Source organism: Streptomyces sp. CB02980 (genome assembly GCF_014451325.2).
Lineage (GTDB): Bacteria > Actinomycetota > Actinomycetes > Streptomycetales > Streptomycetaceae > Streptomyces.
Genome location: NZ_JACSCH020000006.1, coordinates 145,233 through 161,979, shown reverse-complemented (window position 1 = coordinate 161,979; position 16,747 = coordinate 145,233). Strand labels below are relative to the sequence as shown.

Below are 16,747 nucleotides of genomic sequence, written 5' to 3'. Positions count from 1 at the left end.
GTGCCGCCGCCCTCAGAGGCTGGACGGCACGGTCTTCCGTACGGGATCGGCGAGGTCCGCGAGCGGCGTCATGTCGTGCGTGTACTGCTCGCCGAGCGTGACCTCGACGTACGTCTTCCGGTACGTCGTGGTGAAACGGGGCCCGCCGCCCTCGGGACGCTCCAGCATCCAGTTGACGCCGTTCGCCTCGATGCCCTGCGCCTTGGGATCGCTCATCTTTTCGGGCCGGGGCACCCCGCAGCGCAGTACGATCGCACCGTCACCCCAGCCGGCGGTCAACTCGGAGCCGGGCTCCGGGTCACTCCGTTCCAGCCCCGCCACGGCGTCGGGAAGCTCCTTCGCCAGGTCCTGGCAGAGGGCGGCCTCCGCCGCCGGGGGGCTGGGAACCACGACGGACGCCGCGGCGTCCGGCGAGGAACAGCCGGCGGCGGCCAGCAGCAGTACGGCTGCCGTGACGGCGGCGGGCAGGCCGAAGGGCCGGTGGGAAGACTTCACCGGCCAAGCGTAGACGGGGGCTACAGATGAACGACCGGGCAGGTGAGGGTGCGCGTGATGCCGTCCACTTGCTGGACCTTCGCGACCACCATGCGGCCGAGCTCGTCGACCGTGTCCGCCTGCGCACGCACGATGACGTCGTACGGACCGGTCACGTCTTCCGCCTGGAGCACCCCCGGGATCTTGGAGATGGTGTCGGCGACGGTCGACGCCTTGCCCACCTCGGTCTGGATGAGGATGTACGCCTGAACCACGGAACCTCCAGGGCGACCACGAGGATCTTGTGGGAGAAAGGGACGCCACGGTACCGCGTCGCCGCGGGCCGCGGGGAGACCCGCGCCTCCCGAGGCGCTCGCGGGGTGGCGTACGCAGGACAGAAGTTGACGGTCTACTTGACGGTACCCAGCACGGTGACGGCCCGCGACCCGCGGCGCGAACAGACGCGCCCCCGCCCGCCGGCCGGCACGAAGACACGAGGTGAGGCGCGGTGAAGGGCACAGTCGGAGAGCTGGGCGAGTTCGGGCTCATCAAGGAGCTCACGTCCCGGCTCACCTCCACCCCGGCGGTACGGATCGGGCCGGGCGACGACGCCGCGGTCGTCTCCGCGCCCGACCGGCGCGTGGTGGCCAGTACGGACATCCTTCTCGAAGGACGTCACTTCCGCCGCGACTGGTCGACGGCGTACGACGTCGGCCGCAAGGCCGCCGCACAGAACCTCGCCGACATCGCCGCCATGGGCGCGGTCCCCACCGCGCTCCTCCTCGGCCTGGTCGTCCCCGCCGAACTCCCCGTCACCTGGCCCACCGAACTCATGGACGGCCTGCGCGACGAATGTCAGGTCGCGGGCGCCGCTGTGGTCGGCGGCGACGTCGTCAGGGGCGACACGATCATGGTCTCCATCACCGCGCTCGGCGATCTGCGCAACCACGACCCGGTCACCCGGGGCGGCGCCCAGCCCGGCGACGTCGTCGCCTACACGGGCTGGCTCGGCTGGTCCGCCGCCGGCTACGCGGTGCTCTCCCGCGGCTTCCGCTCGCCGCGCGCCTTCGTCGAGGCCCACCGCAGGCCCGAACCGCCGTACCACGCGGGTCCCGCGGCCGCCGGTCTCGGCGCCACCGCCATGTGCGACGTCAGCGACGGGCTCATCGCCGACCTCGGCCACATCGCCGAGGCCAGCAAGGTCCGCATCGACCTGCGCTCCGGGCTCATCGACATCCCGACCCAGATGAACGACATCGGCCAGGCCGTCGGCGTCGACCCCATGCAGTGGGTGCTCACCGGGGGAGAGGACCACGCCATCGTGGCCACCTTCCCGCCCGACGTGAAGCTGCCCGCCCGCTGGAAGGTCATCGGCGAGGTCCTCAACCCCTCCGCGCTGCCGCAGGTCACCGTGGACGGCGCGCCCTGGCACAGCGTGGGCGGCTGGGACCACTTCGGGGAGACCGAGTGACCTCCCCGCCCCCGCTGGTGCTGACCGTCGCCGGATCCGACTCCGGCGGCGGCGCCGGCATCCAGGCCGACCTGAAGACGATGCTCGCGCTCGGCGTCCACGGCATGAGCGTGCTCACCGCCGTCACCGCCCAGAACTCGCGGGGCGTCCAGGGCGTCTGGGAGCTGCCCGTGGAGGCCGTACGGGCCCAGTACCGGGCCGTCGTCGACGACATCGGCGTCCAGGCAGTCAAGACCGGCATGCTGGCCTCGGCCGCCCTCGTGGAGACCGTCGCCGAGCTGCTCGGCGACACCCGCGCCCCGGTCGTCGTCGACCCGGTCGGCGTCTCCAAGCACGGGGACTCCCTGCTCGCCGAGAGCGCACTCGACTCCGTCCGTACGAAGCTGCTGCCCCGGGCCACCGTCGCCACCCCGAACCTGGACGAGGTGACACAGCTCACGGGCGTCCACGTCGTCCACGAGGCCGACATGCGGGTCGCGGCCGGGGCGATCCTGTCGTACGGGCCGGAGTGGGTCCTGATCAAGGGCGGGCACCTGCCCACCGGCCGGGAGGCCGTGGACCTGCTCACGGACGGCTCCGATGAGCACTGGCTGCGCGCCCCGCGCCACGACAACCGGCACACCCACGGGACGGGCTGCACGCTCGCCTCCGCGGTGGCGTCCGGGCTCGCCAAGGGGCTCCCGGTGCCGGAGGCGGTACGGGAGGCGAAGGAGTACGTCACGGGGGCCATCGGTGCCGGATTCGCGCTGGGCGCGGGCATCGGGCCGGTCGATCACGGCTGGCGGTTCAGGGACTGAGGGACCCGTCGGTGGTCACACCGGCGGCCCCGCCGCCTCCGGTCTCCGCCTCCGGCTTCCGTTTCCGGGCAAGGCAAAAGGCCGGTTCACCTAGGTGAACCGGCCTTTCAAGGCAACCGCAGGGGCTGCGCTACGACAGAACTCGCGTCGCAATTAGCGCGAGACCTTGCCGGCCTTGATGCACGAGGTGCAGACATTGAGCCGCTTCGGCGTCCGACCGACCACGGCACGCACACGCTGGATGTTCGGGTTCCAGCGACGGGGCGTACGGCGGTGCGAGTGCGAAATGTTGTTGCCGAAGCCCGGCCCCTTGCCGCAGACGTCGCAGTTGGCAGCCACGGGTCACTCCAAAGACTTCAGAATTACAGTGAAATCCGGCGCACCGGAATCAGGAGTCTGAAGTGGCTTGCCGGGGGATGGCCTGGTGTGAACCAGGCAACCGAAACAGCATACAACGGCTGGCTCGGTGGAACGAAACTACCATGGTCTCGGCGGACCTCGCCCCGGGCCCAGGTCACCGGGGGTCCCCCTGCTCGAGCGAAGCCGAGAGCTTGGGGGAGGGACACCTCGGGTCTACCCTGCGGTGAGCTCACCGCCGAAGGAGGACCCCCCGTTGTCGCGAGCCCTTCACCCCTTCGAGGAGCTCGTCGAGCTCGACGCCGAAGCGGTCAGGTCCTGGTGCGCGCGGTCGCTGGACGCGCTCGGCCGGGAGCGCGAGGAGATCGACGCGATCAACGTCTATCCCGTGGCGGACGGGGACACCGGCACCAACCTGTACCTGACGGCGGAGGCCGCCCACCAGGCCGTCGAGGCCGTCTTCGCCGCCTCCGCACCCACCCCCGACACCGCCGAGACCGTACGGGCCATGGCGCACGGCGCGCTCCTCGGAGCCCGCGGGAACTCCGGCACCATCCTGTCCCAGCTCCTCCGCGGCATGGCGGGCGTCCTGGCAGACGGCTGTGACGGTGATCACCTCGCCCGCGCCCTCGGCGAGGCCGCGGGCGCGGCCCGCCGGGCCGTCGCCCACCCCGTGGAGGGCACCATCCTCACCGTGGCGAGCGCCGCGGCCGGGGCCTGCGCCGCAGGCGGCGGGCTCGTCGACGTGGCCAGGAACGCCCACGAGGGGGCCAGGAACGCCCTCGCCGCCACCCCGGGCCAGCTCGACGTCCTCGAACGCGCCGGAGTCGTCGACGCGGGCGGCAGGGGCCTCGTGACGGTCCTCGGCGCCCTCCTCGAGACCGTGACCGGACAGACCCCGCCGCCGGCGGCCGAGGCGCCGATCACGCCCGCACCCCCGGAGGACTGCCCCGCCGAGGACGGGCCCGCCTACGAGGTGATCTACCTCCTGGAGGCCGGGGACGAGGCCGTCGAGCTGCTCCGGTCCCGGCTGGACGCGCTGGGGGAGTCCCTCGTCGTCGTCGGCGGAGACGGACTGTGGAACGTCCATGTGCACGTCGACGACGCGGGCGCCGCCGTCGAGGCCGGCGTCGAGGCCGGACGGCCGCACCGCATCCGGATCACCCACTTCGCCGCCGACTCGGCGGCCGCCTCCGCGCGCGGGGAGCGCGCCCAGCGCGCGGTCGTCGCCGTCGTCCCCGGCGAGGGCCTCGCCGGGCTCTGCGCCGAGGCGGGCGCCACGACCGTACGGACCCTGCCCGGCGAACAGCCCGCCGGCGACGAACTCCTCGACGCGATCCGGCGGGCCCACGCGCGCGAGGTGGTCCTCCTCCCCAACGACACCGACCTGCGGCAGACCGCGGCGGCCGCCGCCGAACGCGCCAGGGCCGAGGGCATCCGCGTCGCCCTCATCCCGACCCGGGCCGCCGTCCAGGGCATCGCCGCCCTCGCCGTCCACGAACCCGACCGGCGCTTCGACGAGGACGTCGTCGCCATGACGGCCGCCGCCGGAGCCACCCGCTACGCCGAACTCGCCGTCGCCGAACGGCAGTCCTTCACCTCGGCGGGCGTCTGCCAGGCCGGCGACATCCTCGGCCTCATCGAGGGCGACGTCGCCGTCATCGGCACCGACCTCACCGAGACCGCCCGCACCGTCCTGGACCGGATGCTCTCGGCCGGCGGCGAACTCGTCACCCTCGTCGTCGCCGACGACACCCCGCCCGGACTCGCCCCCGACCTGGAGGCGCACGTCCGGCGCGGCTACCTGGCCGTCGACACCACCACGTACCACGCGGGCGCGGGCGCTCCGCCGCTGCTCATCGGGGTGGAATAGCGGTTTTTCCCGGTGGTTGTCCACAGCCTCCGGGACGACTGTCGGTCGCGTGGTGTGCAATGGAACGCGTGCCCGCGCTCGACGAACCACTCAAGAAGTCCCTCGGCCCCGCCACCGCCAAGGTCATGGCCGAGGCACTCGACCTGCACACGGTCGGTGACCTGCTCCACCACTACCCCCGCCGGTACGCCGAGCGGGGGGAGCTGACGACCCTCGCCGACCTGCCGCTCGACGAGCACGTCACGGTGGTCGCACAGGTCGCCGACGCCCGAGTGCACACCTTCAACGGCTCCAAGGGGCGCGGCCAGCGCCTCGAAGTGACCATCACCGACGGCAGCGGCCGCCTCCAGCTGGTCTTCTTCGGCAAGGGCGTGCACAAGCCGCACCACGACCTGCTGCCCGGCACCCGCGCGATGTTCGCCGGCAAGGTCTCGCTCTTCAACCGGCGCCTCCAGCTCGCCCACCCGTCGTACGAACTCCTCCGCGGCGACAGCGAGGAGGCCGTGGACGTCTGGGCCGGGGCCCTCATCCCGATCTACCCGGCCACCACCAAGCTGGAGTCCTGGAAGATCGCCAAGGCCGTCGACGCCGTCCTGCCCAGCGTCGTCGACGCCGTCGACCCGCTCCCCGACGCCCTGCGCGAGGGCCGCGGTCTCGCCGAGCTCCCCGACGCCCTCCGGCTCGTCCACCGGCCCCGCACCAAGGCCGACATCGCCACCGCGCGCGAGCGCCTCAAGTGGGACGAGGCCTTCGTCCTCCAGGTCGCCCTCGCCCGCCGCCGGCACGCCGACACCCAACTCCCCGCCGTCGCCCGCCGGCCCGTCCCCGAGGGCATCCTCGACGCCTTCGACGCCAAGCTCCCCTTCACCCTCACCGACGGCCAGCGGAAGGTCTCCAAGGAGATCTTCGACGACCTCGCCACCGACCACCCCATGCACCGCCTCCTCCAGGGCGAAGTGGGATCGGGCAAGACCCTGGTCGCGCTGCGCGCCATGCTCGCCGTCGTCGACTCCGGGGGACAGGCCGCCATGCTCGCCCCCACCGAGGTCCTCGCCCAGCAGCACCACCGCTCCGTCACCGAGATGATGGGCGAGCTCGCCGAGGGCGGGATGCTCGGCGGCGCCGACCGGGCCACCAAGGTCGTCCTGCTCACCGGCTCCATGGGCACCGCGGCCCGCCGGCAGGCCCTCCTCGACCTGGTCACCGGTGAGGCCGGCGTCGTCATCGGCACCCACGCGCTGATCGAGGACAAGGTCCAGTTCCACGACCTGGGCCTGGTCGTCGTCGACGAGCAGCACCGCTTCGGCGTCGAGCAGCGCGACGCCCTCCGCGGCAAGGGGAAGCAGCCCCCGCACCTCCTGGTGATGACCGCCACCCCCATCCCGCGGACGGTCGCCATGACCGTCTTCGGCGACCTGGAGACCTCCGTCCTGGACCAGCTGCCCGCCGGACGCTCCCCGATCGCCACCCATGTCGTGCCCGCCGCCGACAAGCCGCACTTCCTCACGCGCGCGTGGGAACGGGTCCGCGAGGAGGTCGAGAAGGGCCACCAGGCGTACGTGGTCTGCCCCCGCATCGGCGACGAGGAGGACCAGAAGAAGAAGGCGAAGGCGTCCGCCGAGGACGAGGCCGAGAAGCGCCCGCCGCTCGCCGTCCTCGACGTGGCCGAGAAGCTCCGCACCGGGCCCCTCACCGGACTCCGGATCGCCGTCCTGCACGGCCGCATGCACCCGGACGACAAGGACGACGTCATGCGCCGCTTCGCCGCGGGCGAGCTCGACGTCCTCGTCGCCACCACCGTCATCGAGGTCGGCGTCAACGTCCCCAACGCCACCGCCATGGTGATCATGGACGCCGACCGCTTCGGCGTCTCCCAGCTCCATCAGCTCCGCGGCCGCGTCGGCCGGGGCTCGGCACCCGGCCTCTGCCTCCTCGTCAGCGAGATGCCCGAGGCCACCCCCGCCCGCCAGCGCCTCGCCGCCGTCGCCGCCACCCTCGACGGCTTCGAGCTCTCCCGTATCGACCTCGAACAGCGACGCGAGGGCGACGTCCTCGGCCAGGCACAGTCAGGCGTCCGCTCCTCCCTGCGGGTGCTCGCCGTCATCGACGACGAGGAGGTCATCGCCGCCGCCCGCGAGGAGGCCACCGCCGTCGTCCTCGCCGACCCGGACCTCACCGCCCACCCGGGCCTGCGCACCGCGCTCGACGCCCTGCTCGACAAGGACCGGGAGGAGTACCTGGAGAAGGGCTGACCGCGCGGTGTGGACCGCGGTCATATCCTGAGACGTACGCACTGGACGACGCAGGACGAGGACACCGATGACTCGCGTGATCGCCGGCACGGCCGGCGGGCGCCGCCTGGCCGTGCCGCCCGGCAACGGCACCCGCCCCACCTCCGACCGGGCGCGCGAAGGCCTCTTCTCCACCTGGGGCGCGTTCCTCGGCACCCTCGACGGGGCCAGGGTCGCCGACCTGTACGCCGGCTCCGGAGCCGTCGGCCTCGAAGCGCTCTCCCGGGGAGCCGCCCACGCCCTCCTCGTCGAGGCCGAACCGCGCGCCGCTCGCACCATCCGCGAGAACATCAGCTCGCTCGGCCTGCCCGGAGCCGAACTCCGCACCGGCAAAGCGGAGCAGATCGTGACGGGACCGGCGCCCTCCGACCCGTACGACCTGGTCTTCCTCGACCCGCCGTACGCCGTCACCGACGAGGATCTTCGCGAGATACTCCTCACACTCCGCTCGGGGGGCTGGCTCGCGGACGACGCCCTCGTCACCGTGGAGCGCAGCACCAGAGGCGGAGAGTTCGGCTGGCCGGCCGGTTTCGCACCACTGCGGGCCCGTCGTTACGGCGAGGGAACGTTTTGGTACGGTCGCGCCGCCTCTACGTGCGAAGACGCACGATGACCGGACCGGAGAGCGAGGGACCCAAGTTGCGCCGCGCCGTCTGTCCGGGGTCATTCGACCCCATCACCAACGGACACCTCGACATCATCGCCCGCGCCTCCAAGCTGTACGACGTCGTACATGTCGCGGTGATGATCAACCAGTCGAAGAAGGGCCTGTTCACGGTCGACGAGCGGATCGAGCTGATCCGCGAGGTGACCGCCGACTTCGGCAACGTCGAGGTGGAGTCCTTCCACGGACTGCTCGTCGACTTCTGCAAGCAGCGTGACATCCCCGCGATCGTCAAGGGACTGCGCGCGGTCAGCGACTTCGACTACGAGCTGCAGATGGCCCAGATGAACAACGGCCTCACGGGCGTGGAGACCCTCTTCGTCCCCACCAACCCGACCTACAGCTTCCTGTCGTCCTCGCTGGTCAAGGAGGTCGCGGCCTGGGGCGGCGACGTCTCCCACCTGGTGCCCCCGGCGGTCTTCGGCCGGCTCACCGAGCGCCTGGCGCAGAAGTGACGCGCGGCCACCGCCGCTGACGCTCCGTCACCCGGTGTCGGACGGGCGCCGACTGCCCTTACAGTCGTCCCGTCCGTCTCCATCCAGCTGTAGAGAGTGGCGAGCACCCGGTGGACGTACAGAAGAAGCTCGACGAGATCGTCGCGACCGTGCAGGGCGCCCGCTCCATGCCCATGTCGGCATCCTGCGTGGTCAATCGCGCCGAGCTGCTCGCCCTGCTCGAAGAGGTGCGGGAGGCCCTGCCCGGCTCCCTCGCGCAGGCCCAGGAGCTGATCGGCGGCCGCGAGCACATGGTCGAGCAGGCCCGTCAGGAGGCGGATCGGATCATCGAGGCCGCCCACGCCGAGCGCGGCTCGATCGTCTCCGACACCCAGGTCGCCCGGCTGTCGCAGGAGGAGGCCGACCGCATCCTCTCCGAGGCCCGCCGCGAGGCCGAGGAGGTCCGCGCCGAGGCCGACGACTACGTCGACTCCAAGCTGGCGAACTTCGAGGTCGTCCTCAACAAGACGATCGGCTCCGTCGACCGGGGTCGCGAGAAGCTCCTCGGCCGGGGCCCCGGCCTCGACCAGAACGGTTACGCGGACGAGGACGCCCCCGAGTACAGCGCCGACCCGCAGACCCTGATCCACCGGGCCGACGAGTACGTCGACGCCAAGCTCGGCGCCTTCGAGGCGGTGCTCAGCAAGACCCTGGAGGCCGTCGGACGCGGCCGGCAGAAGCTGCACGGCCGGATCGCCACCGACGCGCTGGGCGAGCACATGGCCGCCCAGGAGGGTCTCGGCGCCTCCGTGCACACCAGCGACTCCGACTACCTGGCCGGACTCGCGGAGCTCTCGGACCCCGAACCGGTCCAGATCCCCGCCCAGCAGCAGTCCCAGCCCCAGCCCGACCCGTACGCGGCGTACCAGCAGGTGCAGCAGCAGCCCGACCCGTACGCCGGCTACCAGCAGGTCCAGCAGCAGCCCGACCCGTACGCGTACCAGCAGCAGCCGCAGCACGCCGACCCGTACGGCTACCAGCAGCAGGACCCGTACGCGTACCAGCAGCCCGTCCAGCAGCAGGTCCACCCGCAGGGGCACCAGCAGCAGGGCGCCGCGCTCGACGAGACGAGCTTCTTCGACACGGGCATGATCGACCTGGAGCAGCTGCGCCGGTACGAACAGGGGCAGTAGAGCGGGGCCGGTAAGACCTCAAGGCCCGGATTGGGCCCTGAGCGAAGCGTCCAGTATCCTGGCTCTTCGGTCGCGCGTATCTCCGCGATCCATGCTGCCCATGTCTGGCAGCCTCCTCGACGCAGCACGATTCGAAAGCAGGAAGAGCCCTGAGCACGCGCCTCGACCACCGCAACCCCCTCGTGTTCGACACACACGAGCTGGGGCGGCGTCCTGGTGCCCTCCAGCGGCTCTCGCGTTCGATCGAGGCCCCCAGGGACCTGGGCGTCGAAGGAGTGATCGGAGTGCCCGAGGGCGCTCCGGTGGAAATCGATCTCCGTCTTGAGTCGGTCATGGAAGGGGTGCTTGTCACAGGCACCGCCCGTGCATCGGCCGAGGGGGAGTGCGTAAGGTGTCTGGAGCCCGTCGAGCTGGAGCTCGATGTGGACTTCCAGGAGATGTTCTCGTACCCCGACTCCGACGACCGGGGCCGCTCCAAGGCGGCCGCGGACGACGAAGCCGAGGCAGACGAGGACATGATCCCCCTCGAGGACGGCATGTTCGACCTCGAACCCGTGCTGCGTGATGCGGTGGTGCTTGCACTGCCGATGCAGCCGGTGTGCCGGGAGGACTGTGCAGGCCTGTGTTCCGAGTGTGGAACCAACCTGAACGAGAACCCGGACCACCACCATGACGCCGTCGACGCTCGTTGGGCGGCGTTGCAGGGACTCGCCGGTTCGCTGGGAACCGATGAGAAGGACAACATGAGCGGCAAGGCCTCTGACGGGGACGTCCGAAGCGCCGCCGAGAAGCAGGAGAAGTAGCCGTGGCTGTTCCGAAGCGGAAGATGTCGCGCAGCAACACGCGCCACCGCCGGTCGCAGTGGAAGGCTGCGGTCCCCACCCTGGTTTCGTGTGAGCGTTGCCAGGAGCCGAAGCTGCAGCACATCGCGTGCCCGAGCTGCGGCACCTACAACAAGCGCCAGGTCCTCTCGGTCTGATTGGGCTGGTGAGAGGCGCAATGTCTGAGTCCCGCAAGACGGACGACAAGACGGACCATGCCTCGTCCCACACGCTTCTGGAAGGGCGGCTCGGCTATCGGCTCGAGTCCGCCCTTCTGGTGCGTGCGCTGACCCACCGTTCGTACGCGTACGAGAACGGCGGTCTGCCCACCAACGAGCGGCTGGAGTTCCTCGGGGACTCCGTGCTCGGCCTGGTGGTCACGGACACGCTGTACCGGACCCACCCCGACCTGCCGGAAGGCCAGCTGGCCAAACTGCGGGCCGCGGTGGTCAACTCGCGTGCGCTGGCGGACGTGGGACGCGAACTCGAACTCGGCTCCTTCATCCGGCTCGGCCGGGGCGAAGAGGGCACGGGCGGCCGGGACAAGGCGTCCATCCTCGCCGACACCCTTGAAGCGGTGATCGGCGCGGTCTATCTCGACCAGGGCCTCGAAGCGGCGTCCGAGCTGGTGCACCGGCTCTTCGACCCGCTGATCGAGAAGTCCTCGAACCTCGGTGCCGGCCTGGACTGGAAGACCAGTCTCCAGGAGCTCACCGCGGCCGAGGGCCTGGGTGTTCCGGAGTACCTCGTCTCCGAAGAGGGCCCGGACCACGAGAAGACCTTTACTGCTGCCGCCCGCGTCGGTGGTGTCTCGTACGGCACCGGCACCGGCCGCAGCAAGAAGGAAGCGGAACAGCAGGCGGCGGAGTCCGCGTGGCGCGCGATTCGCGCGGCCGCGGACGAACGCGCGGCGGCGGCGAAGGCCGCGGCCGAGGCGGGAACGGGAGAGGTCGCCGACCCCTCTTCGACCGCCCACCGGGCGTCGGCCTGACGGCCGCACCCCCGCTTCTTGAGAACCCCGCCCCAGGGCGGGGTTCTCGTCTTTTCCCGTCCCCTTTCCCGTCCCCTTCCCTTCCTCCCGTTCCCTTCCTTCTTCCCGACCTTCTCGCGGGCCGGCCCCCGGTAGGGTTGAACCGCTGTCGAAGACGTACGTCCGGAGGAGTCCCGTGCCCGAGCTGCCCGAGGTCGAGGTCGTACGGCGGGGTCTGGAGCGCTGGGTCGCCGGACGGACCGTGACCGAGGTCGAGGTGCTGCACCCCAGGGCCGTACGGCGCCATCCGGCGGGCGGCGCGGACTTCGCGGCCCGGCTGAAGGGGCAGCGGTTCGAGGTGGCGCGTCGCCGCGGCAAGTACCTCTGGCTGCCGCTCGCCGAGACCGGCACCTCCGTCCTCGGGCACCTCGGCATGAGCGGGCAGCTGCTCGTCCAGCCGGAGGACGCCGCGGACGAGAAGCACCTCCGCATCCGGATCCGCTTCTCGGCATCCGACAGCGACTCCGTCGCGGGCGTGGCCGGCACCGAGCTCCGCTTCGTCGACCAGCGCACCTTTGGCGGACTCTCGCTCCACGACCAGACCCCCGACGGGCTGCCGGACGTCATCGGGCACATCGCCCGCGATCCGCTGGACCCCGAGTTCGACGACGCCGCCTTCCAGAGCGCGCTGCGGCTGCGCCGTACGACGGTCAAGCGGGCGCTGCTCGACCAGTCGCTGATCAGCGGTGTCGGCAACATCTACGCCGACGAGGCGCTCTGGCGGTCCCGGCTGCACTACGACCGGCCGACCGCCACCCTCACGCGCCCGCGCGCGGCCGAACTCCTCGGGCACGTCCGGGACGTGATGAACGCGGCCCTCGCGGTCGGCGGCACCAGCTTCGACAGCCTGTACGTGAACGTCAACGGCGAATCCGGCTACTTCGACCGCTCGCTCGACGCCTACGGGCGCGAGGACGAGCCCTGCCACCGCTGCGGTACGCCGATGCGGCGCCGCGCGTGGATGAACCGCTCCAGCTACTTCTGCCCGCGCTGCCAGCGACCGCCGCGCGCGAGCGCCTGACGTCGCGATCGGGCTGACGTCGCAAGCGCCTGACGTCGCAAGCGCCTGACGTCGCGCGCGTGTCGGAGGATCAGGCGCCGACCGGGGCCGCGCGCTCCGCGTCGTAACTCTCCCGGGCCGCCTCGACCTGGGGCATCCGGCCCTCCACCAGCTCGATCAGGCCGATCAGCCGCTCCGCGATCTCGCGGCCGAGCGGGGTGAGCCGGTAGTCGACCCGCGGCGGATTCGTCGGCTGTGCCTCGCGATGGACCAGTCCGTCGCGCTCCAGCGCGTGCAGGGTCTGCGACAGCATCTTCTCGCTCACGCCGTCGACCCGGCGCCGCAGTTCGTTGAACCGGAACGTCCCGTCGTACAGGGCGCCGAGCGTCAGGCTGCCCCAGCGGCCCGTCACGTGCTCCAGCGTGCCGCGCGAGGGGCAGGCGCGCGCGAACACGTCGTAGGCGAGGTCGTCAGTCATACCCTCCACCGTACTCTCGCACAGCGCTCACTGCCAGACATGCGCTAGCCAACAGATTGCGCTATCGAAAAGTTAGTGCTCTACTTCTGGGTGTCCCCACAGACCTGTTCTCGTTCGAGGAGCCTCTTGTGACCACCCCCGTCGTCTCCATCGCCTACCACTCCGGCTACGGCCACACCGCGGTCCTGGCCGAGGCCGTCCGCGACGGTGCCGTCGAGGCGGGCGCCACCGTGCACCTGATCAAGGTCGACGGGATCACCGAGGCCGAGTGGGAGCTGCTCGACGCCTCCGACGCGATCGTCTTCGGCTCCCCGACCTACATGGGCACCGCCTCCGGTGCCTTCCACCAGTTCGCCGAGAACTCCTCGAAGCGCTGGTTCGCCGACACCTGGCTGGACAAGCTCGCCGCCGGCTTCACCAACTCCGGTTCCAAGAGCGGCGACAAGCTGCACACCCTGCAGTACTTCCAGATCCTCGCCGGCCAGCACGGCATGAACTGGATCAACCTCGGCCTCAAGCCCGGCTGGAACACCAGCGAGGCCTCCGAGAACGACATCAACCGCCTCGGCTTCTTCTCCGGCGCCGCCGGCCAGACCCCGGCCGACCTGGGTCCCGAGGGCGTCCACAAGGCCGACATCGCCACTGCCGAACACCTCGGCCACCGCGTCGCCGTGACGGCCCGAACCTTCGCGGCGGGCAAGGCCGCCGCCTGAGGTCCCGTGCCGTGACGTACGCGAAGGGCCCGCCACCGAGAAGGCGACGGGCCCTTTCACTCGTCCAGCAGGGCTACCGGCTCAGGAGTCGAAGAAGTGAGGGCGAGGCCCCTGACCTGCGCCTTGTCACTTCTTCCGCTTGGCCTTCGCCTTGCGCTCGGCTTCCTTGCGCTGCTGGATCGTGTATGAGGACCAGTCGCCCCGATGGCGGTCGCACCGGGAAGCTCCGATCATGGCGAGCCGTCGGCACCTGGTCCCCTTCTCCGTCGGTGCTCCACACCTGGACTGCGTCGTTGCCACGCTTCCCCCTCAGCGCCGGTGAGCCTTCGGACCAGCAAGCCTTTCAGGAGCCGGAGACGCGGGGAAGGCGCACACCGAAGCACGGTCGCTCCTGGTCGGCGCGCTGGGGCGCACGCTTTCCCAGCCTGTTGGCATGGCACTGGCGCCGGCACATCCTCGCGTCCGGGCCCACTGGAATCCGAGGTCACGGCGTCGAGCATGATGGCCGGCATGCTGCTGACCTTTAGCCCCGACGCCCGTCAGACCCGTGAGTTCACCTGCGACTGCTGCAACGCCCTCAAGGAACGGTCCTGGGACTTCGTCTACGCGGACGGTGCCCCGTACGCCGTGTACTTCGCCGACTGCTATCACCACACGGATCGGGACCACGACGCGTGGATCGACGTCATCTTCGGCACCTGGGGTGTCGGTCCTGACGAGTGGACCGATCATGTCGCCTTCGGCTGCCGGGTCGGGCCTGTGCAGGGACAGACCTCCCCTGCTTCGACTTTGGTGAGCGCCGGCCTCGCGCATCCGGATGGCCCGCTGTTCGGGCGCAAGCTCGATCGGGAAGCGGCGCTTCAGCACTCGCTGCTGAACGACTTCTGGAAGGTCTCGGACTTCGTTCTGGAGCACGACCCCTTGGTGCGAAGGCACCTCTACGGCCGCTAGGCAGTAGGCCGCAGACGCAGTGTGAGCCGCCCCAGGCGCCGATCACGGCCCCGGGGCGGCCCACATGCATGTGCAGTGACCTGCCGGAAAACTCAGTAGCCGAAGTCCTGGGTCCACCAGGGGCCGCCGTCGGCGAAGTGGACGCCTACGCCCAGGGTGGTGAAGTCGCAGTTCAGGATGTTGGCGCGGTGGCCGTCGCTGTTCATCCAGGACTCCATCACGGCCGCCGCGTCGGCCTGGCCGCGGGCGATGTTCTCACCGCCGAGGCCCGAGATGCCCGCCTTCTCGGCGCGGGCCCACGGGGTGGCCCCGTCCGGGTCCGTGTGGTCGAAGAAGCCGCGGGCCGCCATGTCCGAGCTGAACGCCCCGGCCAGTGCCGCGAGCCGGGCGTCCGCGCTCACCGGGGAGCAGCCCACCTTGGCGCGCTCGACGTTCACCAGACGGACGACCTCCGCCTCGGCGGCCACGCCGCGGTCGGCGGTGGAGGGGGCCGCGGTCGTCTCGACCGGAGCCTCGGTCGTCGGGTCGGGCTTCGGCTCCGGCTTCGGCGCGGGGGCCTTCGTGGAGGGCGCGGCCGTGGTCTTCCTCGGGGCCGGCGGCTTCGTCGGCGTCTTCGTCGCGGCCTTGGTGGGCGTCTTCGACGGGGTCGGCGTCGCCTTCGGGGTCGGCTTCGTGGACGGGGTCGCCGACGGCGAGGCCGCCTTGCCCTTGTCCGTACCCGCGCTCGCCTTCGTGCTCGTACGCGCGCTGCCCGAGTCACCGGTCGGGGTCTGCGTGGCCCCGCCCTGCGTCGTCAGCTCCGGCGCCTGCCGGGACTCGCTCGGGCGCTCGCTCGTGCCCGCGCTGCCGACCGTGAAGGTGTCCCCGCCGGGCAGCAGGCCCGAGGCGACGGCGATGGCCCCCACCGCGACGGCGGCGGAGGCTCCGAGCAGGCCGGTGCGCACGGGGCCGCGCCGCCTGCGGCGGGTACCCCGGTGACGGCGGTCCGAACCGTCCGCGTAGTCTTCTGCGGCGGGTGCGGCTCCGGCGCGACGGTGGCGTCCCATCTGGTCTGCCTTCCTCTTGCTGGTCCTGCTGTGGTCCTGTGCCGGCCCTGCGGCCTTTGCTGATCTTTGCTGTCGGTACCGTTTCGGACCGGCGGTCGAACAGGGCGGGTCCGAACGGGTGAGGCATGTTCGGTCGGGACTGTAGTCCATGCGAGCCGGGGGCGATGTGCTCATCTGGCAATCCGCCCGTTAGCGTGCAGGCATGAGTGACGACGTTCGGATGACCGCCTGGGTACGCGGCCGGGTACAGGGAGTGGGCTTCCGCTGGTTCACCAGGGCAAACGCTTTGGAGATCGGCGGCCTGGTGGGCTTCGCCCTGAACCTCGACGACGGCCGGGTACAGGTGGTGGCCGAAGGGGCGCGTGAGAATTGCCACCGTCTGCTCGCCTGGCTCCACTCCTCCGACACACCCGGGCGCGTGGACGGTGTCACTGAGATCTGGGCCACCCCGCGCGGTGGCTACGACGGCTTCGCCATCCGCTGACGATCACTCTCCGGCACCCTTTCCGGTGACCGAGTGGGGCCTCGAAAGGACGCGCGGTAACAGCCGGGTGGCGGGGAAACCGCCTGGTGGTTGCCAAGGGGCGCCCGTCATGGAAGGCTGCCGGGTAAGGATGATCGCGACGCCCTGAGGCACCGAGTTCATGAGGCCCCGCCGCCCACTGAGCGGCCCGGGACTCCTCGGTCGGCCCTTCAAACGGGGCGTGATCGTGTTGACCGTCAAACTTTTTGGTGAGACTCTGGAAGCCCCGCGCACCTTAGCTGTTTGGCAGTGGAACCGGCACGACAAGCAGTACTGCCGAGCACCGCGGGTGCGAAATCCCTCACGACCCAACCGCTTCGGTCGGTCACTCATTGTGGAGGACCATCCATCATGGCAAAGGCGCTTCTCGGTTACGTCGGCGGCTCCGACCCGCGACTCCTCGCCGAGATGCGACGGCTTCAGCAGCGCGTCCAGGACCTGGAATCCGAGCTGGTACGGATCCAGTCCGAGAACGACTCGCTTGCCGCTGCCGCCGCTCAGCACCAGGGAGAGTCACTGCTGAACAGCATCGACCTCGACGTACCCCAGGCGGAGCCTGCGCTCACCTGACAACCCAGCCCCGAGGGGCCAGGTGGGGACCACTCACGCCGGCACGGCCGCATGGACACTC

The 16,747-nt window shown here is 70.9% G+C and carries 20 protein-coding genes; 15 read left to right on the top strand and 5 right to left on the bottom strand.

Annotation, left to right across the window (positions count from 1 at the left end):
- Positions 1 to 12: 12 nt before the first annotated feature.
- Together E0F75_RS15200 and E0F75_RS15195 are read right to left on the bottom strand one after the other, a co-directional pair.
- Complete coding sequence (locus tag E0F75_RS15200) at positions 13 to 495, bottom strand: DUF3515 domain-containing protein (RefSeq protein WP_187623062.1); 483 nt, start codon at positions 493 to 495, stop codon at positions 13 to 15.
- A 20-nt stretch (positions 496 to 515) separates the two neighbouring features.
- Positions 516 to 749: an Lrp/AsnC family transcriptional regulator gene (locus E0F75_RS15195; RefSeq protein ID WP_015036438.1), complete on the bottom strand. Its 234-nt coding sequence runs from the start codon at positions 747 to 749 to the stop codon at positions 516 to 518.
- A gap of 233 nt (positions 750 to 982) precedes the next feature.
- On the opposite strand from E0F75_RS15195, the gene E0F75_RS15190 reads away from it, so the two are divergent.
- Both E0F75_RS15190 and thiD read left to right on the top strand, forming a co-directional pair.
- Positions 983 to 1,945 carry a thiamine-phosphate kinase gene (locus tag E0F75_RS15190; protein WP_055598471.1) on the top strand — a complete coding sequence of 321 codons (963 nt, stop codon included), beginning with the start codon at positions 983 to 985 and terminating at the stop codon, positions 1,943 to 1,945.
- Entirely contained in the window at positions 1,942 to 2,742 is an 801-nt protein-coding gene (thiD, locus tag E0F75_RS15185) for a bifunctional hydroxymethylpyrimidine kinase/phosphomethylpyrimidine kinase (RefSeq protein ID WP_187623061.1), read from the top strand. Before E0F75_RS15190 ends, thiD begins: the two co-directional genes overlap by 4 nt.
- A gap of 153 nt (positions 2,743 to 2,895) precedes the next feature.
- Here thiD and rpmB read toward each other — a convergent pair whose 3' ends face one another.
- A complete protein-coding gene (gene rpmB, locus E0F75_RS15180; protein ID WP_015036441.1) occupies positions 2,896 to 3,081 on the bottom strand; it encodes a 50S ribosomal protein L28 in 186 nt (61 codons plus the stop codon).
- A 274-nt stretch (positions 3,082 to 3,355) separates the two neighbouring features.
- Here rpmB and E0F75_RS15175 point away from each other — a divergent pair, with 274 nt between their 5' ends.
- From E0F75_RS15175 to mutM, 9 genes are all read left to right on the top strand, one after another.
- Positions 3,356 to 4,972 (top strand): DAK2 domain-containing protein, encoded by a 1,617-nt coding sequence (locus E0F75_RS15175; protein ID WP_187623060.1) that lies wholly within the window; start codon positions 3,356 to 3,358, stop codon positions 4,970 to 4,972.
- 59 nt (positions 4,973 to 5,031) lie between these two features.
- A complete protein-coding gene (gene recG, locus E0F75_RS15170) occupies positions 5,032 to 7,224 on the top strand; it encodes an ATP-dependent DNA helicase RecG (protein ID WP_187623059.1) in 2,193 nt (730 codons plus the stop codon).
- Positions 7,225 to 7,291: 67 nt separating this feature from the next.
- On the top strand, positions 7,292 to 7,876 hold the full coding sequence (gene rsmD, locus E0F75_RS15165) for a 16S rRNA (guanine(966)-N(2))-methyltransferase RsmD (protein WP_187623058.1): 585 nt from the start codon (positions 7,292 to 7,294) through the stop codon (positions 7,874 to 7,876).
- A gap of 26 nt (positions 7,877 to 7,902) precedes the next feature.
- Positions 7,903 to 8,382, top strand: a complete 480-nt coding sequence (gene coaD, locus E0F75_RS15160) for a pantetheine-phosphate adenylyltransferase (protein WP_187623233.1) — start codon at positions 7,903 to 7,905, stop codon at positions 8,380 to 8,382.
- 110 nt (positions 8,383 to 8,492) lie between these two features.
- Complete coding sequence (locus E0F75_RS15155) at positions 8,493 to 9,554, top strand: cell division initiation protein (protein WP_187623057.1); 1,062 nt, start codon at positions 8,493 to 8,495, stop codon at positions 9,552 to 9,554.
- A 149-nt stretch (positions 9,555 to 9,703) separates the two neighbouring features.
- On the top strand, positions 9,704 to 10,357 hold the full coding sequence (locus tag E0F75_RS15150; protein ID WP_187623232.1) for a DUF177 domain-containing protein: 654 nt from the start codon (positions 9,704 to 9,706) through the stop codon (positions 10,355 to 10,357).
- A gap of 2 nt (positions 10,358 to 10,359) precedes the next feature.
- Positions 10,360 to 10,533: a 50S ribosomal protein L32 gene (gene rpmF / locus E0F75_RS15145; RefSeq protein WP_015036448.1), complete on the top strand. Its 174-nt coding sequence runs from the start codon at positions 10,360 to 10,362 to the stop codon at positions 10,531 to 10,533.
- Between the two features lie 20 nt (positions 10,534 to 10,553).
- Positions 10,554 to 11,366: a ribonuclease III gene (gene rnc, locus E0F75_RS15140; protein WP_187623056.1), complete on the top strand. Its 813-nt coding sequence runs from the start codon at positions 10,554 to 10,556 to the stop codon at positions 11,364 to 11,366.
- 175 nt (positions 11,367 to 11,541) lie between these two features.
- On the top strand, positions 11,542 to 12,426 hold the full coding sequence (gene mutM / locus E0F75_RS15135) for a bifunctional DNA-formamidopyrimidine glycosylase/DNA-(apurinic or apyrimidinic site) lyase (RefSeq protein ID WP_187623055.1): 885 nt from the start codon (positions 11,542 to 11,544) through the stop codon (positions 12,424 to 12,426).
- A gap of 70 nt (positions 12,427 to 12,496) precedes the next feature.
- Here the strand turns inward: mutM and E0F75_RS15130 are convergent, their stop codons facing one another.
- On the bottom strand, positions 12,497 to 12,883 hold the full coding sequence (locus tag E0F75_RS15130; RefSeq protein WP_187623054.1) for a helix-turn-helix domain-containing protein: 387 nt from the start codon (positions 12,881 to 12,883) through the stop codon (positions 12,497 to 12,499).
- 128 nt (positions 12,884 to 13,011) lie between these two features.
- Here E0F75_RS15130 and E0F75_RS15125 point away from each other — a divergent pair, with 128 nt between their 5' ends.
- Both E0F75_RS15125 and E0F75_RS15120 read left to right on the top strand, forming a co-directional pair.
- Positions 13,012 to 13,596 (top strand): flavodoxin family protein, encoded by a 585-nt coding sequence (locus E0F75_RS15125; RefSeq protein WP_187623053.1) that lies wholly within the window; start codon positions 13,012 to 13,014, stop codon positions 13,594 to 13,596.
- Positions 13,597 to 14,094: 498 nt separating this feature from the next.
- Positions 14,095 to 14,547 carry a hypothetical protein gene (locus E0F75_RS15120; protein ID WP_187623052.1) on the top strand — a complete coding sequence of 151 codons (453 nt, stop codon included), beginning with the start codon at positions 14,095 to 14,097 and terminating at the stop codon, positions 14,545 to 14,547.
- A gap of 92 nt (positions 14,548 to 14,639) precedes the next feature.
- Here E0F75_RS15120 and E0F75_RS15115 read toward each other — a convergent pair whose 3' ends face one another.
- Positions 14,640 to 15,593, bottom strand: a complete 954-nt coding sequence (locus E0F75_RS15115; RefSeq protein WP_187623051.1) for a CAP domain-containing protein — start codon at positions 15,591 to 15,593, stop codon at positions 14,640 to 14,642.
- Between the two features lie 202 nt (positions 15,594 to 15,795).
- On the opposite strand from E0F75_RS15115, the gene E0F75_RS15110 reads away from it, so the two are divergent.
- The gene (locus tag E0F75_RS15110; RefSeq protein ID WP_187623050.1) at positions 15,796 to 16,077 is read left to right on the top strand and encodes an acylphosphatase; all 282 of its coding nucleotides are present in this window, start codon (positions 15,796 to 15,798) and stop codon (positions 16,075 to 16,077) included.
- Between the two features lie 390 nt (positions 16,078 to 16,467).
- Positions 16,468 to 16,686 (top strand): hypothetical protein, encoded by a 219-nt coding sequence (locus tag E0F75_RS15105; protein ID WP_015036455.1) that lies wholly within the window; start codon positions 16,468 to 16,470, stop codon positions 16,684 to 16,686.
- Positions 16,687 to 16,747 lie beyond the last annotated feature (61 nt).

Bases quoted from the DNA above. Each gene is read 5' to 3' on its own strand.
- rnc (WP_187623056.1), top strand. From the start codon at position 10,554: ATGTCTGAGTCCCGCAAGACGGACGACAAGACGGACCATGCCTCGTCC.
- E0F75_RS15120 (WP_187623052.1), top strand. From the start codon at position 14,095: ATGATGGCCGGCATGCTGCTGACCTTTAGCCCCGACGCCCGTCAGACC.
- E0F75_RS15110 (WP_187623050.1), top strand. From the start codon at position 15,796: ATGAGTGACGACGTTCGGATGACCGCCTGGGTACGCGGCCGGGTACAG.
- E0F75_RS15115 (WP_187623051.1), bottom strand. From the start codon at position 15,593: ATGGGACGCCACCGTCGCGCCGGAGCCGCACCCGCCGCAGAAGACTAC.
- rsmD (WP_187623058.1), top strand. From the start codon at position 7,292: ATGACTCGCGTGATCGCCGGCACGGCCGGCGGGCGCCGCCTGGCCGTG.
- E0F75_RS15105 (WP_015036455.1), top strand. From the start codon at position 16,468: ATGGCAAAGGCGCTTCTCGGTTACGTCGGCGGCTCCGACCCGCGACTC.
- E0F75_RS15130 (WP_187623054.1), bottom strand. From the start codon at position 12,883: ATGACTGACGACCTCGCCTACGACGTGTTCGCGCGCGCCTGCCCCTCG.
- recG (WP_187623059.1), top strand. From the start codon at position 5,032: ATGGAACGCGTGCCCGCGCTCGACGAACCACTCAAGAAGTCCCTCGGC.